Origin of the sequence: Oceanobacillus picturae (genome assembly GCF_000612865.1) — a bacterium.
Taxonomy (GTDB): domain Bacteria; phylum Bacillota; class Bacilli; order Bacillales; family Amphibacillaceae; genus Oceanobacillus_B; species Oceanobacillus_B jordanicus.
Genome location: NZ_CCAX010000001.1, coordinates 281,585 through 306,138 on the forward strand (window position 1 = coordinate 281,585; position 24,554 = coordinate 306,138).

Genomic DNA, 24,554 nt, shown 5'->3' on the forward strand with positions numbered 1-24,554 from the left:
TTAAGGAGGAAATGGAAGATGAGTAAAATTATTGGAATTGATTTAGGTACTACTAACTCATGTGTGTCTGTAATGGAAGGTGGAGAAGCAGTTGTTATTCCTAACCCGGAAGGCAACCGTACTACACCATCTGTTGTAGCTTTTAAAAATGGTGAACGTCAAGTAGGGGAGGTTGCGAAACGTCAAGCAATCACTAACCCTAATACGATTCAATCCGTTAAGCGTCATATGGGAACAGATTATAAAGTTAAAATTGAAGACAAAGAATATACACCACAGGAAGTATCAGCAATTATTCTTCAGCATATTAAATCTTATGCAGAAGACTATATTGGTGAGAAGGTAGAAAAAGCTGTAATTACTGTACCTGCTTACTTTAATGATGCAGAGCGTCAAGCAACAAAAGATGCTGGTAAGATTGCTGGATTAGAAGTAGAGCGTATCATCAATGAACCAACTGCTGCAGCACTTGCATATGGTATTGATAAAGAAGACCAAGATCAAACTATCCTAGTTTACGACCTTGGTGGCGGCACGTTTGATGTGTCCATTCTCGATATTGGTGATGGTACATTTGAGGTTGTTTCAACTGCAGGTGATAACAGACTTGGTGGAGACGACTTTGATAATGTAATTATTGATTACATGGTACAAGAATTCAAAAAAGAAAATGGCATTGATCTTTCAAAAGATAAAATGGCGACACAACGTCTTAAAGATGCAGCTGAAAAAGCGAAAAAAGATCTTTCTGGTGTGTCACAAACGCAAATTTCACTACCATTTATTACAGCTGGTGAAGCAGGGCCACTTCATTTAGAAATGAACATGACACGTGCTAAATTTGAAGAACTATCTTCAGAATTAGTTGAACGTACAATGGTACCGACAAGAAAAGCATTGCAAGATGCAGATCTTTCATCAAATGAAATTGATAAAGTTATCCTTGTTGGTGGTTCTACACGTATCCCAGCAGTACAAGAGGCAATCAAACGAGAAATCGGTCAGGATCCTTCAAAAGGAGTTAACCCTGATGAAGTTGTAGCACTAGGTGCAGCAATTCAAGGTGGCGTACTTCAAGGTGATGTGAAAGATGTTGTTTTACTTGATGTAACACCACTATCTCTTGGTATTGAAACAATGGGATCAGTCTTTACAAAATTAATCGAGCGTAATACAACAATTCCAACAAGTCATTCACAAGTATTCTCTACTGCTGCTGACAACCAAACAGCTGTTGATATTCATGTGTTGCAAGGTGAACGTGAAATGGCTGCTGATAATAAAACACTTGGCCGTTTCCAACTAACAGATATTCCACCAGCACCAAGAGGAGTACCTCAAATCGAAGTATCTTTCGATATTGATGCTAATGGTATTGTTAATGTACGTGCTAAAGATATGGGTACGAATAAAGAGCAATCTATTACCATTAAATCTTCTTCTGGTCTTTCTGACGATGAAGTAGAAAAAATGGTTCAAGAAGCAGAAGAAAATGCTGAAGCTGACAAAAAACGCCGTGAAGAAGTAGAGTTGCGTAATGAAGCAGATCAACTTGTCTTCACTACTGATAAAACAATTAAGGATCTTGGAGACAATGTATCTGACGAAGAAAAACAAAAAGCAGAAGCTGCAAAAGAAGAATTAAAAACTGCATTAGAATCTGATGATCTTGATCAAATTAAAGAGAAAAAAGAAGCATTGCAGGAACAAGTTCAACAGCTATCTGTTAAGATGTATGAGCAAATGCAAAAAGATGCAGAAGCTCAACAAGGTCAAGAAGGCCAAGAAAACAGCGGCGATGATGTAGTAGATGCTGACTATCAAGAAGTAGATGATGAAGAAGGTAAAGAAAATAAATAATGCAGGATATCTCGCTATAACATAAATATAGTGGGGAGAGATCTTACCCTGTAATCCAAAGTCAAAGTCAGGATTCTCTTGGCTTTGACTTTTTTACACATTGAGAGAGTAAAAAATTCACCTATATAGGTTTTTGTTATTTCAAGTGTTCAGATTCATTTTGTTGTAAATGCGGTTCTTTCAGAAAGCCAAAACCGATTTGCCATGCGAGTTAACTTGATGATATGATAAAATTTATGCAATAGTGTGTGTCGGGAGAGTGATGAAGTTGAGTAAGCGAGATTATTATGACGTTCTTGGGGTAAGTAAAGAGGCTCCAAAAGAAGAAATAAAGAAAGCTTATCGTAAATTGGCAAGAAAATATCATCCAGACGTCAATAAAGAAGCAGATGCATCAGAAAAATTTAAAGAAGCAAAAGAAGCTTATGAGGTGCTCAGTAATGAGCAGAAACGTGCACAATATGATCAATTTGGTCATGCAGATCCTCAAGGACAGGGATTTGGAGGATTTGGCGGTGGAGCACAAGACTTTGGTGGCTTCGGAGATATCTTTGATATGTTCTTCGGCGGCGGGGGTAGACGAAGAGACCCCAATGCACCGCAACAAGGCGCTGATTTACAATATACTATGGTTCTGGATTTTAAAGAGGCCATATTTGGCAAGGAAACAGATATTACAATTCCTAAAGAAGAAAACTGTGATACATGTAATGGGTCTGGAGCTAAACCTGGCACTAAAACAAAAACATGTTCGCACTGTAACGGTTCTGGACAGTTAAATATGGAACAGAACACTCCTTTCGGTAGGGTTGTAAACAAAAGAGTTTGTAATTACTGTAACGGTACCGGTAAAATAATTCCTGAGAAGTGTAATACTTGTGGAGGAAATGGAAAAGTCAAGAAGCATAAGAAAATCCATATTACAATACCAGCCGGAATAGATGAAGGACAGCAAATTCGAGTTTCTGGTAAGGGTGAAGCAGGCGTAAACGGAGGACCTCCAGGCGATTTATATGTCGTAGTTCAGGTGAGAAGAGATGAATTCTTTGAACGTGAAGGAGATCATATTTTCTGTGAACTGCCACTAACCTTTGCACAGGCTGCACTTGGTGATGAAGTAGAAGTGCCGACGGTTCATGGAAATGTAATGCTTAAAATACCAGCCGGAACCCAAACAGGAAAAACTTTCCGTATGAAAGGGAAAGGGGCACCGAATGTTCGTGGTTATGGACAAGGTGACCAACATATTAAAGTCAAAATAGTTACTCCTACCAAGTTAACTGAAAAACAAAAAGAATTATTAAGGGAATTTAATGATATAGCTGGGAATGAAGCTACAGATGAGCAGGAGAGTTCTCTATTCCAGCGATTTAAAAAAGCTTTTAAAAGTGAATAACGGTGCATTAAGCACCGTGTACATATTATGAGAATAGGAAAGATTGAAAGCTGTTGCTTCTAAAATAAAGTTTCTTAATTTCTCAAGAGAAATGGGTGAGCGGTAATGAAATGGTCAGAGGTCTGCATTCATACAACAAATGAAGCAATTGAGCCAATATCTAACATTCTTCATGAAACAGGGGCAAGTGGCCTGGTGATTGAAGACCCAATGGACTTAGTGAAAGCACATGCGACTCCATTTGGGGAAGTATTTGAACTTGACCCTTCTGAATATCCTGAGGAAGGAGTCTACATTAAGGCATACCTTCCAGTTAATAGCTTTTTTGGAGAGACAGTTGAAGAGATTAAACAGGCGATTAATGAATTAATGCTTTATGATATTGACCTCGGAAAGAACCAAATCTCTCTAAGTGAAGTAAATGAGGAAGAGTGGGCTACTGCTTGGAAAAAGTATTACAAGCCTGTTAAGATCTCAAAAAGAATTACGATTACACCAACTTGGGAAGAGTATGAGCCCGTATCTAGTGATGAGATTATCATTGAGTTAGATCCAGGGATGGCTTTTGGTACAGGTACCCACCCAACTACGGTCTTAAGCATCCAAGCCTTAGAGCAATTTTTGGCAGAAGGAGATAACGTGATCGACGTTGGTTCAGGTTCAGGTGTGTTGAGTATTGCTGCTGCTTTGTTAGGAGCAGAAAAAGTAGATGCCTTTGATTTAGATGATGTAGCGGTGACGAGTACACGATTAAATGCCAAGCTAAATAAGTTAGGAGAGAAGATACATACAAAGCAAAATAATCTTCTTGACCATGTGAACGACCAGGCTGACATCATTGTTTCGAACATACTCGCCGAAATTATTGTACGCTTTGTTGATGACGCGTGGAGAAACTTGAAACCAGGTGGCTACTTTATTACTTCAGGAATAATTCAAAATAAAAAGCAACTTGTAAAAGATAAATTAGAGGAACAAGGCTTCACAATTATCCAAGTCAATGAGCTAGAAGACTGGGTCTCCATTGTAGCAAGAAAAGCATAGAGCGCCGCTAAGAAACTTAGCGACGGGAGTGAATTAACTGAGATAAAGGAATCATGCCCCTGCAAAAGGGGTATGTCGGCGTTGGCCGCAAAGGCCGTTTTTAGTCGACCCACTTAAATCTCGAACTGATGATGACTTTCACCTTCCAGGCATAAGTGCGACTATGCTTCTGGTTAATACCATTCAGCAAGTCTTCTATATCGCAAGGCGATTTACGAAGTAGCCTAGTTTCTGGCGCGCGGAGCTAGACAATAAGAAAAGCATAGAGCGCCGCATAGAGTTAAATATAAGAAGAAAAGAATATTTACATGGAGGTAGGTGTGTAAGGCATGCAGCAATACTTTGTTCCTGAGGAAAATTGGCAAGCTGAATCCGTAACAATTTCCGGTGATGATGTCCATCATATTAACAGGGTTGTCCGTCTAAAAGCAGAAGATGAAATAATTTGCAGCCACCCAGCTGGACATGCCGCACGCTGCATTATAGCTTCCGTTGAGTCAGACGCTGTTCATGCTACCGTGATAGAGTGGCTAGACAATTCTGTTGAACTACCAGTTGATGTTACCATTGCGCAAGGCTTACCCAAAGGAGATAAATTGGACCTTATCATTCAAAAGGGAACCGAACTAGGTGCCAAGGCTTTTATACCTGTTCAGGCTAAACGCTCTGTAGTGAAGTGGGACGATAAAAAACGTCACAAGAAAAAAGAGCGGTTTGAAAAAATAGCGAAAGAAGCAAGCGAGCAAAGCCATCGAAACCTTATCCCTGAGATAAAAACAATTTTGTCACTATCAGAGCTAATCGACGAAAGCAAACAATATGATGTGAAAATTTTTGCCTATGAAGAAGAAGCAAAAACAACCAATTATCAATCGTTTAGTACGATTTTGCAGGGGATGAAAGAAGGGCAAAAATTGTTAGTGCTTATTGGTCCTGAAGGCGGTATTTCGGAAGATGAAGCAGAACAGTTAAAAGAAAGTGAATTTAGCCCAGTTCGTTTAGGGCCACGTATTTTACGTACTGAAACAGCTGCCCTGTATATGCTTGCGAGTGTTTCTTATCATTTTGAAGAATTGAGGTGGAATGAATGCCAACAGTAGCATTTCATACATTAGGGTGTAAAGTGAATCATTACGAAACAGAAGGGATTTGGCGAATGTTCATGGATAACGGCTATGAGCGAGTGGATTTCGACCATGACTCAGATGTTTATGTAATTAATACTTGTACTGTAACCAATACAGGAGACAAAAAAAGCAGACAGATAATTAGACGTGCAATTCGGAAAAATCCGGAAGCCATTGTTTGTGTAACGGGGTGTTATGCGCAAACTTCTCCTGGTGAAATCATGGAAATACCTGGAGTCGACGTTGTTGTCGGCACACAGGACCGTAAGAATATGATTAAATACATCGAAGAACATAAAGAGACTCGTGAACCAATTAATGGTGTCACCAACATAATGAAAAACCGTGTTTTTGAAGAAATGGATGTTCCTGAATTCACGGATAGAACACGTGCCTCACTGAAGATTCAAGAGGGTTGTAATAATTTCTGCACCTTTTGTATTATTCCTTGGTCTCGAGGCTTACTCCGTTCAAGAGATCCTGAAAGTGTAATTAAACAGGCCCAGAACTTAGTAGATGCTGGTTACAAAGAAATTGTGCTAACAGGAATTCACACAGCAGGGTATGGGGAAGACCGTAAAGATTATAACTTTGCAATGTTGCTTAAGGATCTGGAAACAAAAGTGGAAGGGTTAAAGCGTATCCGCATTTCTTCAATCGAAGCCAGTCAAATTACAGACGAAGTAATTGAAGTGTTAGATCAATCTGAAAAAATCGTTCGCCATTTGCATATTCCCTTACAATCAGGCTCAGATACTGTTCTTGCCAGAATGCGTCGGAAATATTCTAGCGATTTTTATAAAGAGAAGGTTATGAAAATACGTAAAGCCTTGCCAGGACTTGCAATTACATCAGATGTTATTGTTGGGTTCCCGGGTGAAACGGATGAAGAGTTTCAAGAAACCTATGCGTTTATTAAAGAAATTGGATATTCTGAGTTGCACGTATTTCCTTTTTCCAGAAGAACGGGTACACCTGCCGCAAGAATGGACAACCAAGTGGAAGAGGATGTTAAAAACGAACGTGTTCACAAACTCATTGAGCTATCAGATCAACTTGCAAAAGAATATGCTTCAGAATACGAGGACGAGGTACTTGAAGTAATACCTGAAGAGCGAGTCCATGATGAAAACAATCCGGAAATGCTTGTAGGTTATACTGACAATTATCTCAAAGTACGTTTTGAAGGAACGCACGATATGATAGGAAAGCTTGTTCGAGTGAAAATCAACCAATCCGGCTATCCATATAACGAGGGAACCTTTGTTAGGGTGCTGGAAGATGTCCCGACAGTAGCAGGGAAATAAAAAACCGGTCTGCGGACCGGTTTTCTTATTCGTTGTTTCTCATAAAATTAGATTTCTACTATGCTACATGATATTATGGAAGAAAAGCACGTGCTGCAAAAGAGGAAGGATGACACGATGAGTAAAAATTTAGCAAGCTATATAGATCATACCCTATTAAAACCGGCTACAACTCAAGAACAAATTGAAAAAATTGTGGAAGAAGCAAAGGAGCACCACTTTGCATCTGTTTGCGTAAACCCATATTGGGTTCCGCTTTGTTATAAGCACTTAAAAGACACGGATGTAAAGGTTTGTACTGTGATTGGCTTCCCACTTGGTGCTAATTCGACACAGACAAAAGTATTTGAAACAAAACAAGCTGTTATCGATGGGGCTACAGAGGTAGATATGGTAATCAATGTCGGTGAACTAAAAGCTAAGCATGATGACATAGTAAAAGAAGATATTCAAGCTGTTGTTGAAGAAGCTAAAGGAAAAGCGTTAACGAAGGTTATTATTGAAACATCATTGCTTACGGAGGAAGAAAAAGTACGTGCATGTAAGCTTGCAAAACAGGCCGGAGCTGATTTTGTTAAAACATCCACTGGTTTTTCTGGGGGTGGAGCATCAGTAGAGGATATTAAACTTATGCGCGAAACGGTTGGCCCAAATATGGGTGTGAAAGCTTCCGGTGGTGTTAGAGACCTAGCTTCCACGGAGGCGATGATAGACGCTGGTGCAACTAGAATAGGCGCAAGCGCTGGGATTGAGATCATTAAAGGTAAAACTGGAACTTCCGATTATTAAAGTTTTTATGCAAAAGTTTAACAGAATGTAAATAATTTGTTGACCAATAACTAGGAATATATTATACTTTAACAAGGCATGTGATAGCAGATTACATATGCCGGTACAATTCTTTTTTGTGCTTCGGAGGGAGGGAAATTAGCATGTCAAATACAACTCGCGTTCGTAAAAACGAGTCTCTTGAGGATGCTCTTCGTCGCTTCAAGCGTAGTGTGTCAAAAAGTGGTACACTGCAGGAATATCGCAAGCGTGAACATTATGAAAAACCTAGTGTTAAGCGTAAGAAGAAATCTGAAGCTGCTAGAAAGCGTAAATTCTAAAGTGGGTGCAAGAGCATGGGATTACTTGAACAGCTGAATCAAGATATGAAGCAAGCAATGAAGCAGAAGGATAAAGAAAAACTGAGCGTTATCCGTATGGTTAAATCTTCATTGCAAAATGAATCAATTAAGCTTGGTAAAGACTCAATTAGTGAGGATGAAGAATTAACAATCCTTTCAAGAGAGTTAAAGCAAAGAAAAGATTCCCTCCAAGAATTTAAATCAGCTGGACGCGAAGATCTTGTTAAAAAACTTGAAGTTGAAATCAATATTTTGCAAGAATATATGCCGAAACAGCTTACAGAAGAAGAGCTTGAGGTAATTGTTCAGTCAACGATTCGGGAAGTTAACGCAACATCTAAGAAAGATATGGGTAAAGTGATGAGTGCTGTCATGCCAAAGGTTAAAGGTAAGGCAGATGGCTCTCGGATAAACAAACTCGTACAACAGCATTTGGACTAATCTAAATATAAAAAATCCCTGCTAGCAATAGCAGGGATTTTTTATATACGAACTTTTCTTCTCAACCATAATATTTGTAACTTATATCAATTATTAATAGTCTAAGTAAGTTTGTTTAAAATTTACAAACAGTCTCGAATGTATGATACTATTTAAAGGAGTATAAAGAAAAATGAAACTTTACGCCTTACTATTCCGTATTTAAAGAGGAACCGTTTAGAGGAGGTGAATCCTATATTGTCAAGAAAGAGGCTGCTACCATACATAGTACTAATATTTACCGTTTTATTTTTATGTAGCCCTTTTATAAAAAGCATTGCTCATGCTGATAATGGGGCAGGTAAAACAGTTTATGTGATTCCTATTGAAAAGGAAGTAGAACGGGGTCTGGAAGCTTTTTTGAAAAGAACGACAGATGAAGCTGTTGAACAGGGTGCAGATCATATTATCTTTGAAATAAATACACCAGGCGGTCGAGTGGATTCTGCTGGTCAGATAGCAGGCCATTTGCAGGCGTTGGAAATTCCAACTACATCATTCGTAGTAAATGAAGCATTGTCCGCTGGCTCATACATTGCATTAAATACGGATACAATATACATGCGTCCACAAGCGACCATGGGTGCAAGTGGTGTTATTACTTCTGATGGAAATGCTGCAGATAAAAAAGCACAATCTGCGTGGCTTGCATCGATGCGAAGTGCTGCGGAGTCTAAAGGCAGAGATCCGCTATATGCAGCTGCCATGGCAGATCCAAGTATTGATCTATCCGAGTACGGTGCAGGAGAGGGAGAGTATTTAACCTTAACTCCAAGTATTGCAATAGAAGTTGATTATTCAGAGGGTACGGTTGATGACAGAGTAGAACTATTAAATGAGCTTGGTCTTTCTGACGCTACTATTGTTGAAAAAGAAACAACAATTGCTGAGGAGGTAGCTAGATTTCTGACCAATCCAATTGTCATTCCGATCCTACTATCTGTAGCCAGTCTCGGCTTGATTGTAGAACTTTATTCTCCAGGTTTTGGTGTGCCAGGATCCATGGGTATTATCGCGTTAATCTTATTTTTCTATGGCCACTTTGTAGCAGGTTTGGCGGGTATGGAAGCCATGATCCTTCTCCTACTAGGAGTTGTGCTACTAATTGTAGAATTTTTTGTCCCCGGGGGAATTCTTGGGTTATTAGGAATTGGCGCTATCATTGGATCTCTGTTGATGTCTGGGTACGACATTGGCCATATGTCTATGAGTATCGCAATAGCCTTTATGGTCGCTGTTATTGCCTCCGTCATTTTATTTAGAAGAATTGGCCTAGACAAAGGGGTCTTTCGCCATATTATTCTAAGAGACCAAACAACTACTGAACTGGGATATGTGTCGACTGCAAATCGCTTAGAACTATTAGGGCTGGAAGGTAAGACGGTTACACCACTTCGTCCTGCCGGTACAGCAGTGTTTGACAACGAGCGTCTCGATGTAGTGTCAGAAGGTAGTTTCATTGAAACAGACCGTAACGTGAAGATCGTTAAGGTAGAAGGAGCTCGTATTGTAGTTAGAGAAATCTAACTTTAATAAATAAAACAATTAACAGGAGGAACTTACATGGAAATACAAGATCTAATGCCGTTAATTATTATAGCGGTAATATTGATTGCTGTAGCAATTTTATTTACTTTCATCCCCGTGATGCTATGGATTAGTGCACTAGCTGCCGGTGTGAAAGTGGGCATCTTTACATTGATTGGTATGCGTCTTCGTCGCGTTGTGCCAAATCGTGTTATTAACCCATTGATCAAAGCACATAAAGCCGGGCTTAATGTGAAAACAAACCAACTTGAAAGTCATTACCTTGCTGGTGGTAATGTGGACAGAGTAGTTAATGCGCTAATTGCTGCTCACAGAGCAAATATCGAGCTTCCTTTTGAAAGGGGTGCAGCTATTGACCTTGCTGGACGTGACGTATTGGAAGCTGTACAGATGAGTGTAAACCCTAAGGTTATTGAAACGCCATTTATTGCCGGTATTGCGATGGATGGGATTGAAGTAAAAGCAAAAGCGAGAATTACAGTTAGAGCAAACATTGACCGTTTAGTCGGTGGTGCTGGTGAAGAAACTGTCATTGCTCGTGTTGGTGAAGGTGTAGTAAGTACTATTGGTAGCTCAGAAGCTCATACAAAAGTACTGGAAAATCCGGATTCCATCTCACATAATGTGTTAAATCGTGGACTTGATGCTGGTACGGCGTTTGAAATCCTTTCGATCGATATTGCAGACGTGGATATCGGGAAAAATATTGGAGCCATCCTGCAAACTGATCAAGCTGAGGCTGACAAAAACATCGCGCAAGCAAAAGCAGAGGAACGCCGTGCAATGGCTGTTGCTCAAGAACAGGAAATGGTTGCTAGAGTACAAGAAATGCGTGCTAAAGTGGTTGAAGCCGAAGCAGATGTTCCATTGGCTCTTGCAGAAGCATTGCGTTCAGGAAATCTTGGAGTAATGGACTATATGAATTACAGAAACATCGATGCTGATACTGACATGCGTGACTCGCTTGGTAAACTGTCTGATAATCACGATGAAAACGACCAAAACTAAGCGCTTTGGAAATAAAGGAGGCGTTTCATAAATGGATGCCATATCCAACTTAATGGAAGCAATTTTTGGTAATATTTTTATCATAATTGCCATTGTCGCCGGTATAATTGGCTTTTTCAAAAATGGTTCTGAAAATAAGGGGGAGCAACAGTCTCCCAATCAGCCCCGACCAACTTCAACGCCGTCGGGAAGAACGAATATGCCGAGCCAGAGAACATCTACTACTTCCACAAACTCTCAACAGAGCAGAGTGGACACTTCTTCTGTTGAGGAGAAGCATCAGAGCCAGCTTGATCAGTTGGCTGATAGGTATGCTACAACTACACGCTCTGCAAAAAGCATTCCAGATAATCTGCAGAGAAACACCTCGTTGAGGGAAGGAAAGGAAAAGAAAGAAGAACTGTTATCTACCAAACAAAAAAAGTTTAAGAAACGGTTCGACCGCAACCTCACAAAGCAAGGTGTCGCAAATGGGGTAATCATGGCTGAGATACTTGGACCACCAAGAGCTAAGAAGCCTTATCGAAGTGTAACGTCAGAAAGAAAATAAGAGATAATCCAGAATGAGGAGTATAACTTTCCTTGTTCTGGATTTTTTTATTGGAATTTTAACCTAGTGCAACCGGAGAAGAATGAAAACTCCCACTAATTGAAGTTTCACTATATTAGTAAATGCCCCATAAGACAAGTTGTTTTCTACGTTTCCAGTTCTTATTAAAGTATTGGAAACATAAATATGTAGAGGAGAGGGGGCTGCATCTGTGAAGAAATTGCAACAAGGGATTCGCCCATGGTTAATAAAATATCTTGCGCTTCCTTCTGATATAGTGCTTGAACTTCCACGCATCACCATTATAGGACAGTTACATGTCTACATTGAGAATCATAAAGGCCTGGCCACATATTCAGAAACGGAGCTTAAGCTGAAAATAAATAAAGGATTTATTCAAATAACTGGATCGGGCTTTGTATTAAAGATGATGCTACCGGAAGAAATCTTATTAGAGGGCACCATTCAAGAAGTGAAGTTTGTACCAGAATAACTAGGGTGTTAAGGGGGAAAAAATGAAACAGGTACAAGATTCTTATCTGACAGGTTATGTAACATTATCCGTCACAGGTGAAAAGCCTGAGCTTTTTTTTCAACATTGTACAAGCGCTGGTATAACGGTCTGGAATGTTAGAAAGAAAGCGCCTGATAGGTGTGATGGTAACTTAAAGCTACGTGATATTAAATATATTCGTAAACTTAATAAACAAACCAATTACAAATTAAAGTTTACCGATAGAAAAGGCTATCCCTTTTTGTTTCGAAGGTTTGTTAGACGGAAGGAATTATTGCTTGGCATGATCCTTAGCATGTTTCTTATTTTATTTCTCTCTAATATTATCTGGGAGGTAAAAATAACGGGGGTTCCTAAGGATATTGAAGAAAAAATTAGCAAGCAGCTACAAAGTGATGGTATACATCCAGGTGCTTGGATTTTCTCATTAAAGTCTCCGAATGAGATTCAACAGAAATTAGTTAAGGATGTTCCTGAGTTATTATGGGTAGGTGTGGAGCAAAAAGGGACAACCTTCTCTCTTGAAGGTGTAGAGAAAATCATTGTCGAAGAAGAAAAGCCTATAGGACCAAGGGATCTAGTAGCAACCAAAAAAGGGGTCATCAAGAAGATGTATGTCTCAAATGGGCTAGCAAAGGTTCAAGTCAACGATTATGTGGAACCTGGTGATAAGCTTGTTTCAGGTGTTATAAACGAAACAACTACAGAAAATAATGAGGAAGAAGATAAAAAGAAAGAAGCAAAAAAAGAGCTAGTGGCAGCTGAAGGTGAGATTATTGCAACTACATGGTATGAAGTGAACGTAACAGCTCCATTGGAAACAAGCTATGAGAGCTTAACAGGGAATAAAGAAAAAAAATTCTTCTTAAAAGCTGGGAATTTCCATTTGCCAGTATGGGGATTTGGCACACCAAATTACAAACATATTCATAGGGAAATAAACCAGAACAAGATCAAATTCTTAAAATGGGAGTTGCCTGTACAATTTGTTGAAACCACTTTGAATGAAAAAACGTATACTAGTGTAGAACGTTCTCAAGAGGAAGCGGTTAAAGCAGGAATAGAGCAGGCAAAACAAGAGTTGACACTCCAACTTGGCCCTGATGCCGTAATCGTTTCCGAAAAAGTTTTGCATGAAACAATCGAGAATGGTAAAGTTAAATTAAACTTATATATTAACGTTGAAGAGAACATTGCAAAAGCCCAACCTTTAACCCAAGGAGATTGATTATGTCAGAGAACCTAACGGAAATTGATTTACAACTCAACAGTCCAAATGAAGCATTAGCCTTGTTTGGGACAAACGATAAATATCTTCTTCAATTGGAAGAACAGTTAAATGTTTCTATTGTTACAAGGGGAGAAGTCGTTCGCGTATCAGGAGATGAGACCAATATTACGCTTGTTCAGAACATACTCTTAATCATGTTATCTCTTATTAGAAAAGGGTTAACCATTTCTGAACGCGACGTCGTATATGCTGTTGACCTGGCAAAAAAAGGTAAGATTGATCAGTTTGAAACTTTATTTGAGGATGAGATAACTAAAAATGTTAAAGGGAAATCCATCCGTGTCAAAACACTTGGTCAAAAGAAGTATATTGCATCCATTAAAGCAAATGACCTTGTGTTTGGTATTGGCCCAGCTGGAACTGGTAAAACGTATCTAGCTGTTGTAATGGCTGTACATGCTCTAAAAAATGGCAATATCAAGAAAATCATTCTAACACGACCAGCTGTGGAAGCTGGAGAAAGCCTAGGTTTCTTACCTGGTGACTTAAAAGAGAAAGTTGATCCATACCTTCGTCCGTTGTATGATGCTTTGCACGATGTTTTGGGAGCAGAACATACGCAAAGGTTAATTGAACGTGAAACAATAGAAATTGCTCCTCTTGCTTATATGAGGGGGAGGACATTGGATGATGCTTTTGTCATTTTAGATGAGGCGCAAAATACAACACCTGAACAAATGAAAATGTTCTTAACAAGATTAGGCTTTGGTTCAAAAATGGTAATTACAGGTGACGTCACTCAGATAGATCTTCCAAAAGGAAAAAAATCCGGATTACAGGCTGCTGCACAGATGCTTGATCAAGTAAAAGGCATTTCTTTTACTTACCTGGAGCAAACCGACGTTGTCCGTCATCCTCTTGTACAACGTATTATAAATGCGTACGAAAAAGGGGAATCAAGCTAAGTAAGACCCTGAGAAGGGTCTTATTCTCTATTCGTTTTAAAATACAAACTATACAGAACTACTACAAAGGGGTATTTCAGTTTTTCTATTGAAGTGGATGTGGGGGGGAGAAATTGAAAAAGAACAAAGGGTTAAATAAGAGGGTTTATCGAAGTTTAAGTAAGAACTGGTTTCTAATATTAATAGCTACAGTGCTGATTGCAGTTTTCTTCTTTTTCATAACATTGGGAAACGTACATACAGAAGTATACAATATAGAACGGTTTGCAAATGCAACGGAAACAATTCGTTCTCCAATCACCATAGAAAATGAACAGGAAACACAGAGAAAAACAAGAGAAACCGTCCAGTCTGTTGAAGACAGGTTCAATATCTCAGAAGAAATTACGGAAGAACGCCTATCATATACGAACGAGGTTTTTGAAGCGATTTCAAAGCTTGAAGAAGAGAAGTCCAATACCGAAGAGAATAATGAAGATGCAACAAGGGTACCGCTGACTAGTCAGGAAAAAGTGCAACGTTTAAAACAGATTCTTTCAGATGAAATTACAGAGGAGTTAAGTGATGCTACGCTATCAAGTCTAGTGAACATGCCTGAAGCGGAGCGTGAGAAAGGCAAAGAAGTACTCCTTGAAGCATTAAAAGCTACCTTTCAAACGGGTGTGAGAACAGAAAGCTTAGCAAGTGCAAGATCAAATGCCAAGGAAATTATTGCGTATTCTTCGTTTAATGAGGATGTTACAAAAGTATTATCAGAATTAGCAAACTTCGCTGTAGTGGAAAATTCTATCTATGATGCGGAAAGTACAAGCGAAGCACGTAAAAATGCTGCTAGTAGTGTAGAGCCGGTGATGATACGAGCTGGTGAAGTGATCGTGCGCGAAGGACAAACCATTACAAATGAAGTATACGAAGAAATGAAGCTTGTTGGATTGCTAAATAATGAGCGTAATATTTACCCAATCATTGGCTTAGGTTTATTGGTTACTTTACTATCCTGTTTTGTTGCATATGAAATGAATTGGGTTACAAGGAAGTTTCATGCAGATAAGCGCAAAATTGCTTCCATTGTGTTGATAAGCGTCATTGTTGTTTCCTTGATGAAAATTGTTAGCTTATATACGACACAAAGCAATCAGTTATTCTTTGTAGTCCCGTTGGCGACGGGCGTGCTGCTCATTAAACAATTAATCCATGAGCGATCGGCTATTGTTTTAAGCGTCATATATGCCATTTTGGGGAGCATTATTTTCAACTATCAAATCCCAGGCTCACTTAATATTGAAGCTGGTATTTATTTTCTGCTATCACAGCTAGCAGCTATCATTTTCCTAATGAATGTGAAGGATCGCTTGGCGATTTTGAAGGCTGGAGCTGGAATGTCAATCGTAAATATTGTAACACTACTATCATTTGTATTTCTATCCTTCGAAAAATATGCTCTTGGAGATATATTTATTCAAACAGCATATGGAATCGGAGCTGCTTTCTTGTCAGCAGTATTAACTATAGGGTTGTTACCATTTTTTGAGACTGTCCTTGGTATCCTTTCTGATATCAAGTTATTGCAGCTTTCTAGCCCTAATCAGCCCCTACTTAAAAAGCTTTTAACAGAAGCGCCCGGGACCTATCATCATTCGATTATGGTTGCTAATCTCAGTGAAACAGCGTGTGAAGCGATTGGAGCAAATGGTTTGTTAGCGAGGGTCGGGGCATATTATCATGATATGGGGAAAACTGTAAGGCCACATTATTTTATTGAAAATCAGCTAGCCATTAAAAACCCACATGATGTAATTAGTCCAAAGCAAAGTGCAGAAATCATTATTAGCCATCCATATGATGGAGCTGAAATGCTACAAAAGTATCAGATACCTAAAGAGATCATTGATATTGCATCCCAGCATCATGGAACCACATTACTGAAGTACTTTTATTACAAAGAAAAGGATAAAAATAAAGATGTGAAGGAATCCGACTATCGTTATCCCGGGCCCAAACCCCAGACAAAAGAAGCTGCCATTATTTGTATTTGTGATTCTGTTGAGGCAGCGGTTCGATCTTTAAAAGAACCGACTGAGGAAAAAATTGAGGATATTGTGGCCTCCATTATTAGGGATAGAATGACAGATGGTCAGTTGGATGAAAGTCCATTAACCTTACAAGATTTAAATTTAGTACAACGCACCATCTGTGATACACTCAAGGGGATATTCCATTCAAGAATTCAATATCCAATGAAGGAGGCAAAATAGTATGTATATAGATTTTCATGACAGTACGAATACAGTGAATAGTGATTATATTGATATGCTTCAACAACTTATAACATTTGCAGCAAAAGAGGAAAAAATCTCTACTGAGGCGGAGATGTCGATTAATTTTGTAGATAACGAAGAAATTCAGGAGCTGAACAGAAATTATCGACAAAAGGATGTACCTACAGATGTCATTTCTTTTGCAATGCAGGAAACGGTTGAAGGCGAGTTAAACATTGTTGATGATGAAATGCCACTTATTCTTGGTGACATCGTTATCTCTGTTGATAAGGCGAAAGAACAGGCAGAGGATTATAATCATTCATTTGAACGTGAATTAGCATTTCTCACATTGCATGGGTTTCTTCATTTACTAGGATATGACCACATAAGAAAAGAAGACGAAGTGGTTATGTTTAAAAGACAAGACGAAATTTTGGGTGCATTTGGTATTGAAAGATAATCAAAAGTCCATTGGCTTTAAATATGCATGGAACGGTATTATAAGTGTGGTGAGGTCGGAGAGAAATTTCCGAATTCACCTGCTTGTAGCTATTATCGCCATCACGGCTGGATTGGTCATGCAATTGAATCAGATAGAATGGTTATTTATTGTAGTAGCGATAGGGAGCGTTCTAGTGACGGAATGTGTAAACAGTGCAATAGAAAAAATGCTTGACTACCTTAACCCAGAGATTCACCCGAAAGCAAAGATAGTGAAGGATATGTCTGCGGGAGCTGTGCTGCTTTGCTCTATCATGGCGGTAGTGATAGGGCTGATTGTTTTCATCCCTAAAATAGTGGGTATATAAAGTCCCGAGGAGGGGCTTTTTTCACGTTGGTAAGTAAAAACATTTTATCTTGGAGAAAACTCTAATAAGCAAGAGGCAAACTCAAAATAGGAGTTTATTCGCTAAAAATCGAGCGAAACCCTGTTTTTCTAATTTAACGAATAATTATCAGCTTTTCAAAAGGAACTGACGTAATAAGAGAACGTGTAATATTCTTGCAGAAGATAGAAAGTTTTTAAAGGTTTTGTCGATTATATGAAAGTAGTTAGTATTTGTAGTATGATAATAAAAAGAAATCTCGTCTTGGAGGACACATCATGGAAAATTTCAAATCAGGATTTGTAGCAATCATCGGTAGACCCAATGTAGGGAAATCAACGTTTATGAACAAAGTAATTGGACAAAAAATTGCTATTATGAGTGACAAAGCGCAAACCACAAGAAATAAGATTCAAGGGGTACTCACACAGGATGACGCCCAAATTGTCTTTATCGATACTCCAGGGATTCACAAACCAAAGCATCGCCTGGGTGATTTCATGGTCAAAACAGCGGAAAACACGCTTAATGAAGTGGATTCCATTTTATTTATGATTAATGCAAAAGAAGGGTATGGCAGAGGAGATCAGTATATCCTCGATATGCTCCAAAATGTAAATCGACCAGTCTATCTTGTTATAAATAAAATAGATCTGATTCACCCTGATGACCTTTTCCCTTTAATTGAGCAATACAAAGGGAAATTGGCGTTTGAAGAAGTCATCCCTATCTCGGCACTTGAAGGGAATAATGTGACCCATTTACTCGATGTTTTGAAAGGTAATTTGCCTGAAGGCCCTCAGTACTATCCCGAGGATCAAGTGACGGATCACCCTGAGCGTTTTATTATTACAGAATTGATCCGAGAAAAAGTATTGCAATTAACAAGAGAAGAGATACCTCATTCCATAGCTGTTGTCATGGAAAACATGGAAGAACGGGATAATAACTCGCTGTTTATTCAAGCGACCATTGTGACAGAAAGAAAGACCCAAAAAGGCATTCTAATTGGTAAACAGGGAAGCATGCTGAAAAATATTGGAAAATATGCTAGACAAGATATTGAAGCATTACTTGGATCAAAAGTTTATCTCGAACTTTGGGTAAAGGTAAAAAAAGACTGGAGAAACAAACAAAATCAGCTTCATGAATACGGGTTTAGAAGCGACGAATATTAAACATGGTAAATTTTTATACTAATTGTTTTAGCCTGTGTGGTCATTCTAATTAATGAGTTACATTTTCAAACTAAAAAGAAAGGTGGGGTTTCTTGTGATCGACTTAACCTGGAGAGTTTTTAGTCAAACGGGAAACATTGAAACCTATTTATTAATGAAAGAGTTGGAAAATGAACCAAACAATACTATTACTGGACAGACGGAGCAGGAAGAAACTTCAATGGATTCACAGCTTTAGTAAAAAAACTTGGGCACATTCCGTTAGAAAAGGGGAAGGTCTGTGTTAGAGAAAATAAATGGCTTCGTAATTAAAACGACGGATTATGGTGAAACCAATAAGATAGTCACGATCTTTAGTAAAAAGGTAGGCAAGTTCTCTCTCTTGGCAAAGGGTGCTAAAAAACCTAAAAGCCGAATGGCTGCCGTAACGCAGCCATTCATTTATGGAGAATTTTTCGTTTATCTAAACAGTGGGTTAAGCACCCTGCAGCAGGGAGAGGTACTTCATTCGCTGCGCGCGATACGAGAAGATATAGTAAAAACCTCTTATGCCGCTTATATCTCAGAATTGCTGGATAAATTAATGGACCAAAAAAGTCCGGACATCAATATATATGATGAATTCGAGCGGACTATGCATTGGATTGCAGAAAAAGAAGATCCTGTAATCCCCATAATGATGCTGGAAATGAAACTCTTTCAAAAAGGTGGTTTTGCTCCAACCGTTGACCGTTGTGCCAATTGTGGGCAAAAGCGAAACCCCTATGCTTTTTCAATACAAGAAGGTGGACTTCTCTGTAGACAATGTCGTTATTTAGATGACGCTGCAGTAGAGCTTCCGGATTCCGTCACACGGCTTTTGTATGTATTTTCAGCAGTTAATTTAGACCAAGTTGGATCTATATCGGTAAAAGAGGAAAATAAAAATCTCCTTCGACAGTTGTTGAACAGCTATTATGATGCATATGGAGGATTTTATTTAAAATCTAGAAAATTCCTCTCTCAGATTGACATGTTTTCATAATCATTCAACTTGACAAGATAGGAGTTAATGACGTATTATTTTTACATATTTCAATGTGAATAATAGCTACAGTGAAAGAGATTAGTACTTTTTGTAAACTGTGATCAGCGAATTCGGGATCGTGTAAGCCGAATGACAGTACATAAAGGAATGGCAACTCTGGAGTAGCTCCGATAAAGTGGCTCATTCTTGCTTGAGCAAATAGGGTGGAACCGCGGCTAAAACCCGTCCCTATGTCTACACAATAGACATAGGGACGGGTTTTTTGTACGTTAGGAAAGGAATTTTTTAGCCAAAAACAATGACATGACAATTGAGAAAACGGAGGTTTTGTGACAATGAATATTCAAGAAATGATTTTGACATTGCAAAAGCACTGGTCAGACCAAAATTGTATTATCATGCAAGCATATGATGTGGAAAAAGGTGCAGGTACGATGTCACCCATGACATTATTAAGAAGCCTTGGACCTGAACCATGGAATGTAGCATATGTAGAGCCATCAAGACGGCCAGATGACGGTAGATATGGAGAAAACCCGAATCGCCTTTATCAGCACCACCAGTTTCAGGTAATCATGAAACCATCACCTGATAATATTCAGGAGCTATATCTAGAGTCACTTAAAAAACTTGGTATTGATCCTTTAAAACATGACATTCGCTTTGTGGAAGATAACTGGGAAAACCCTACATTGGGTGCAGCGGGGCTTGGTTGGGAAGTTTGGTTAGATGGAATGGAAATCACACAATTCACGTACTTTCAACAAATTGGTGGTTTAGAAGCGAGTCCGGTTACAGTAGAGCTTACTTATGGCATTGAGCGCCTCGCATCATACATCCAGGATAAAGAAAATGTTTTTGACCTTGAATGGACAAATGGTGTAACAGTAAAGGACATCTTTTTCCAGCCAGAATACGAGCATTCTGTCTATACGTTTGAGCAGTCGAACACAGATATGCTGTTTCAGTTATTTGAAATGTACGAACAAGAAGCAAAGGTAACAATGGAGAAAGGTTTAGTCTTTCCTTCCTATGATTATGTCCTTAAGTGTTCACACACCTTTAATTTACTTGATGCCAAAGGAGTCATATCCGTGACCGAAAGAACAGGGTACATTGGAAGGATACGTAATCTTGCTCGAAGCATTGCAAAGGCATATGTAGCGGAACGGGAAAGACTTGGTTTCCCTATGCTTCAAAAGGAGGAGAAGTAAATGGCAAAGGATATTTTACTTGAAATCGGACTAGAAGAACTACCTGCCAGGTTTGTCGATGATGCAGAAACCCAACTAAAAGAGAAGACGGCCAGCTGGTTTAAAGAACAACGGATTGCTTTTAATTCTATTAATAGCTATTCTACTCCTAGAAGGCTTGCAGTCCACATTACAGGTGTAGCTGAAGAGCAGGAAACGATCGAAGAAGAAGCAAAAGGACCTGCTGAGAAAATTGCCAAAGATGAGAATGGTAATTGGTCTAAGGCAGCTATAGGCTTTACTAAAGGACAGGGGAAAGATATCTCCGATATTTATATCAAAGAAATAAAAGGAACAAACTATATTTATGTCTCAAAAGTTATTAAAGGAAAGCCAACATATGAGCTACTTCCGGCATTTCAGTCCATTATTGAGTCCATCCAATTTGGTAAAAACATGCGTTGGGGAACGCAATCATTACGTTATGCAAGACCGATTAGATGGATTACTGCTTTATTTGGCAGTGAGGTCATTCCATTTGAAGTAGCAAGTGTGGTTACAAGTAATGTCACATACGGCCACCGCTTTCTAGGAGATAAAATCACACTAACAAATCCAGAAGAGTATAAGGGAAAACTAGAAGAGAGTTATGTGATTGTTGATTCACGTGCAAGGGAGAAGATGATTCTAGATGAAATAGAGTCAGCTGAAGAGGAGAATGGTTATCAAATACCAGTCGATAAAGAATTACTTGCAGAGGTTCGAAATCTTGTTGAATACCCAACACTATTTATTGGATCTTTTGAAGAACAGTATTTAAAGCTTCCTTCTGAAGTACTCATCACTTCTATGAAGGAACACCAACGATACTTTCCAGTTAAATCAACGGAAGGCGAACTATTGCCTCATTTCGTAGGAGTACGTAATGGTGATTCAAACGGCTTAGAGACTGTAATAAAAGGAAATGAGAAAGTGCTACGTGCTCGTTTATCCGATGCAGCTTTCTTCTACAATGAAGACAAAAAGCATTCCATAGACTTTTTCCAAGAAAAATTGGGTAAGGTTGTTTTCCAGGAGAAACTTGGCACAATAGGTGATAAAACAAAACGCATTATCGGAATCACAGGTGAGTTAGCCAAACAGCTAGAAAGCGACGAAGAAATTACAAAGCAAGCATTAAGAGCTGCAGAGATCTGCAAATTTGACCTTATGACGAATATGGTAAATGAATTTACCAAGCTTCAAGGGATTATCGGCGAAAAGTATGCCCTCCACTTTGGAGAAAAAGATCAGGTTGCCAGTGCAATAAAAGAACATTACTTGCCTGTCCAAGCAAATGGTACACTACCTGATAGTCAGATTGGCGCAATGGTTAGTGTAGCAGATAAATTAGATACCATAGTCGGTTGCATTGCCATAGGACTTACTCCAACCGGCTCACAGGACCCATATGCACTAAGGCGTCAAGCTCTTGGAGTAATGCGTATTCTTGAAGCAAAAGGATGGAATATTACGCTTGAGAAAATGCTGACTATCACCTTACAGCTACTGAAGGAAACCGGTATTCAGATAAAAGAAGAAACCGATGTGCACAATGAACTACATTCTTTCTTTACTGCTCGCGCCAGCTTTATCTTGAAAGAAGTAGGAGTCGAACAAGATATTACACAGGCTGTATTGCATCAGGAAATTGGTAATGTGTCTTACACTATTTCAAAAGCGCAAGCATTGTCTGCAGTTAGAAATGATGAAGCATTCAAGCCAGTGCAAGAGGCGCTTGTCCGTCTTCTGAATCTTGCCAAGGAAGAAAAGCATGGTAATGTGGATACAAGTTTATTTGAAACAGATTCTGAAAAAGAATTGTATCAGCACTTCCAATTAGTGCAAGAGAAATATCAGGATAAAAAAGATAGGAAAGAGGCAAAAGCTGCATTAGATATTCTTTCTCCCCTTTCTGACTCTATCCATGAATTCTTTGAACATAACATGGTCATGGCCGATGATGAAAATATCCGTGCCAACCGCTTAGCACTTGTTGAGCAGATCGCAAAGCTGATTAGAGATTATGCTGATCTCGCGAATATCGAATGGAAGCAACATTTCTAGTCACATTTGGTACTACATTTTCTTTTTCCTTGTGTATAAGCTATAATATGATGCAAGTATGCAATATTGATCGCCAGGTGGTGGCTTGATGGAATTATCGAAAAGACAGGAACGCATTATAGAGATTGTAAAAGAAGCTGGACCGATAACTGGTGAAAACATCGCGGAAAAGTTAAGTCTAACACGTGCAACATTAAGACCAGATCTGGCCATCCTGACGATGGCCGGGTTTCTTGATGCTAGACCGCGGGTAGGCTATTTTTTCACAGGGAAGACAGGATCGGAGTTACTTACAGAACAAATCAAAAAATTTAAGGTTCAGCAGTTCCAGCATGTTCCGATAGTGGTAAAAGAAAGTGTGTCTGTGTATGACGCTATATCAACCATGTTTCTAGAAGATGTGGGGACATTGTTTGTCGTTGATGATCATTCTTGTTTAACTGGTGTTTTATCTCGTAAGGATTTATTGCGAGCAAGCATTGGACAGCAAGATTTAAACAGCGTGCCGGTACATATTATTATGACCAGGATGCCGAATATAACAGTCTGTAGAAAAGAAGATTTATTGATTGATGTTGCGATGAAGCTGATAAATAAGCAAATAGATGGAATTCCTGTTGTACGGGACACAGAAGCAGGCCTTGAAGTCATTGGCCGAATTACCAAGACTACTATTACTAAAGTATTTGTCGAGCTGATTACCAATGACCAAGTTTAATATATGAAGGGGGCATATGGATGACATTGGCACCGGTTGTATACGTTATTTCAGACTCTGTCGGAGAAACCGCTGAACTTGTAATCAAGGCGGGGCTTAGTCAGTTTAATAATGGAGAGTATAAAATACATCGGATCCCTTATGTAGAGGATACTGGTACGATAGATGAAGTAATGCAACTGACGAAAGAGAATAAAGGAATGATCGGTTTTACTTTAGTTGATCCAGTTTTAAGGAAGTACGTAAATGATCAGGCAGTGAAGATGAATATTGAAGCAATAGATATCATGGGCCCTATGCTTGCTTCTATGGAACGTGTTTTTGATAACTTGCCAAGGATGGAAGCAGGGCTGGTTCATAAACTCGATGAAGATTACTTTAAGAGAGTTGAGGCTATTGAATTTGCTGTTAAGTATGATGATGGGCGTGATGCAAGAGGAATTTCACGTGCTGATATCGTCCTGATCGGTGTTTCAAGAACATCCAAAACACCATTGTCACAATTTCTTGCTCATAAGCGGTTAAAGGTAGCCAATGTTCCTATTGTTCCAGAGGTTGATCCACCAGAAGAACTTTTTGAAGTGCATCCTGATAAATGTATCGGACTGCGAATTAGTCCAGATAAATTGAATGAAATAAGAAAAGAGCGATTAAAGGCACTCGGACTTGGTGGTCAGGCTACATATGCCAACATAGAAAGGATACACCAGGAACTACGTTATTTTGATGATGTGGTCAATCGGATTGGTTGTAAAGTAATTGATGTTTCGAATAAGGCTGTCGAAGAGACAGCAAATAATATATTACAATTAATTCAAGACTAGGGAGATAACAACTTAACATTCTATTCATTAGATAGGATGTTTTTTGTTACGACTTAATTATTAAATTAATGTGCTAAATTCTGGCTTTTTTGGTTAAAGTGTATTATAATCGTAATTTGTGTAAAGATATATATAGAAACAATCGTTCTATTTATATGACTGTTGCATATTCTGAAAAGTAAAACATTCAATTAAAAGAAGGATTCTTTATGGAATATGTAGAAATAGTGTAAAGCAAGCAACTATTAAGTTCGTTTTAA

At 38.8% G+C, this 24,554-nt stretch carries 24 protein-coding genes; all 24 read left to right on the forward strand.

What is annotated here, in order from left to right:
• The first annotated feature begins 18 nt into the window (after window positions 1-18).
• The 24 genes from dnaK (at window position 19) to BN988_RS01515 (ending at window position 24,294) form a co-directional block, all read left to right on the forward strand.
• Window positions 19-1,860 (forward strand): molecular chaperone DnaK, encoded by a 1,842-nt coding sequence (gene dnaK / locus BN988_RS01405; protein WP_036572499.1) that lies wholly within the window; start codon window positions 19-21, stop codon window positions 1,858-1,860.
• 268 nt (window positions 1,861-2,128) lie between these two features.
• A complete protein-coding gene (dnaJ, locus tag BN988_RS01410) occupies window positions 2,129-3,256 on the forward strand; it encodes a molecular chaperone DnaJ (RefSeq protein ID WP_036572500.1) in 1,128 nt (375 codons plus the stop codon).
• 105 nt (window positions 3,257-3,361) lie between these two features.
• The gene (gene prmA, locus BN988_RS01415) at window positions 3,362-4,300 is read left to right on the forward strand and encodes a 50S ribosomal protein L11 methyltransferase (protein WP_036572502.1); all 939 of its coding nucleotides are present in this window, start codon (window positions 3,362-3,364) and stop codon (window positions 4,298-4,300) included.
• Window positions 4,301-4,629: 329 nt separating this feature from the next.
• The gene (locus BN988_RS01420; RefSeq protein ID WP_036572504.1) at window positions 4,630-5,400 is read left to right on the forward strand and encodes a 16S rRNA (uracil(1498)-N(3))-methyltransferase; all 771 of its coding nucleotides are present in this window, start codon (window positions 4,630-4,632) and stop codon (window positions 5,398-5,400) included.
• Window positions 5,388-6,734: a tRNA (N(6)-L-threonylcarbamoyladenosine(37)-C(2))-methylthiotransferase MtaB gene (mtaB, locus tag BN988_RS01425; protein WP_036572506.1), complete on the forward strand. Its 1,347-nt coding sequence runs from the start codon at window positions 5,388-5,390 to the stop codon at window positions 6,732-6,734. The genes BN988_RS01420 and mtaB overlap by 13 nt, the downstream gene beginning before the upstream one ends.
• Before the next feature lie 117 nt (window positions 6,735-6,851).
• Window positions 6,852-7,523: a deoxyribose-phosphate aldolase gene (deoC, locus tag BN988_RS01430; protein ID WP_036572507.1), complete on the forward strand. Its 672-nt coding sequence runs from the start codon at window positions 6,852-6,854 to the stop codon at window positions 7,521-7,523.
• 143 nt (window positions 7,524-7,666) lie between these two features.
• On the forward strand, window positions 7,667-7,843 hold the full coding sequence (gene rpsU / locus BN988_RS01435) for a 30S ribosomal protein S21 (protein ID WP_010650937.1): 177 nt from the start codon (window positions 7,667-7,669) through the stop codon (window positions 7,841-7,843).
• Window positions 7,844-7,858: 15 nt separating this feature from the next.
• Entirely contained in the window at window positions 7,859-8,305 is a 447-nt protein-coding gene (locus BN988_RS01440; RefSeq protein WP_036572509.1) for a GatB/YqeY domain-containing protein, read from the forward strand.
• 237 nt (window positions 8,306-8,542) lie between these two features.
• Window positions 8,543-9,871: an NfeD family protein gene (locus BN988_RS01445; RefSeq protein WP_036572510.1), complete on the forward strand. Its 1,329-nt coding sequence runs from the start codon at window positions 8,543-8,545 to the stop codon at window positions 9,869-9,871.
• 36 nt (window positions 9,872-9,907) lie between these two features.
• Window positions 9,908-10,900: a flotillin-like protein FloA gene (floA, locus tag BN988_RS01450; protein WP_036572512.1), complete on the forward strand. Its 993-nt coding sequence runs from the start codon at window positions 9,908-9,910 to the stop codon at window positions 10,898-10,900.
• A gap of 31 nt (window positions 10,901-10,931) precedes the next feature.
• Entirely contained in the window at window positions 10,932-11,450 is a 519-nt protein-coding gene (locus BN988_RS01455) for a hypothetical protein (RefSeq protein ID WP_036572513.1), read from the forward strand.
• A 211-nt stretch (window positions 11,451-11,661) separates the two neighbouring features.
• A complete protein-coding gene (gene yqfC, locus BN988_RS01460) occupies window positions 11,662-11,943 on the forward strand; it encodes a sporulation protein YqfC (RefSeq protein ID WP_036572516.1) in 282 nt (93 codons plus the stop codon).
• 22 nt (window positions 11,944-11,965) lie between these two features.
• Window positions 11,966-13,192, forward strand: a complete 1,227-nt coding sequence (gene yqfD, locus BN988_RS01465) for a sporulation protein YqfD (RefSeq protein WP_036572519.1) — start codon at window positions 11,966-11,968, stop codon at window positions 13,190-13,192.
• Window positions 13,193-13,194: 2 nt separating this feature from the next.
• A complete protein-coding gene (locus BN988_RS01470; RefSeq protein ID WP_036572521.1) occupies window positions 13,195-14,160 on the forward strand; it encodes a PhoH family protein in 966 nt (321 codons plus the stop codon).
• Window positions 14,161-14,273: 113 nt separating this feature from the next.
• A complete protein-coding gene (locus tag BN988_RS01475) occupies window positions 14,274-16,415 on the forward strand; it encodes an HD family phosphohydrolase (protein ID WP_036572523.1) in 2,142 nt (713 codons plus the stop codon).
• A 1-nt stretch (window position 16,416) separates the two neighbouring features.
• A complete protein-coding gene (ybeY, locus tag BN988_RS01480) occupies window positions 16,417-16,881 on the forward strand; it encodes an rRNA maturation RNase YbeY (protein WP_036572526.1) in 465 nt (154 codons plus the stop codon).
• A complete protein-coding gene (locus tag BN988_RS01485; protein ID WP_036572529.1) occupies window positions 16,871-17,230 on the forward strand; it encodes a diacylglycerol kinase family protein in 360 nt (119 codons plus the stop codon). Before ybeY ends, BN988_RS01485 begins: the two co-directional genes overlap by 11 nt.
• Before the next feature lie 293 nt (window positions 17,231-17,523).
• Window positions 17,524-18,426: a GTPase Era gene (era, locus tag BN988_RS01490; protein ID WP_379550714.1), complete on the forward strand. Its 903-nt coding sequence runs from the start codon at window positions 17,524-17,526 to the stop codon at window positions 18,424-18,426.
• 94 nt (window positions 18,427-18,520) lie between these two features.
• Window positions 18,521-18,664, forward strand: coding sequence for a YqzL family protein (locus BN988_RS18495; protein ID WP_081779328.1), 144 nt, complete (start codon window positions 18,521-18,523; stop codon window positions 18,662-18,664).
• A 42-nt stretch (window positions 18,665-18,706) separates the two neighbouring features.
• Window positions 18,707-19,450, forward strand: a complete 744-nt coding sequence (gene recO / locus BN988_RS01495) for a DNA repair protein RecO (protein ID WP_036572534.1) — start codon at window positions 18,707-18,709, stop codon at window positions 19,448-19,450.
• Between the two features lie 338 nt (window positions 19,451-19,788).
• Entirely contained in the window at window positions 19,789-20,667 is an 879-nt protein-coding gene (glyQ, locus tag BN988_RS01500; protein WP_036572536.1) for a glycine--tRNA ligase subunit alpha, read from the forward strand.
• A complete protein-coding gene (gene glyS, locus BN988_RS01505) occupies window positions 20,668-22,752 on the forward strand; it encodes a glycine--tRNA ligase subunit beta (protein WP_036572539.1) in 2,085 nt (694 codons plus the stop codon). It begins immediately after the preceding gene.
• Between the two features lie 88 nt (window positions 22,753-22,840).
• A complete protein-coding gene (locus BN988_RS01510) occupies window positions 22,841-23,470 on the forward strand; it encodes a helix-turn-helix transcriptional regulator (RefSeq protein WP_036572542.1) in 630 nt (209 codons plus the stop codon).
• Between the two features lie 20 nt (window positions 23,471-23,490).
• The gene (locus BN988_RS01515) at window positions 23,491-24,294 is read left to right on the forward strand and encodes a pyruvate, water dikinase regulatory protein (RefSeq protein ID WP_036572546.1); all 804 of its coding nucleotides are present in this window, start codon (window positions 23,491-23,493) and stop codon (window positions 24,292-24,294) included.
• The last annotated feature ends 260 nt before the right edge of the window (window positions 24,295-24,554 follow it).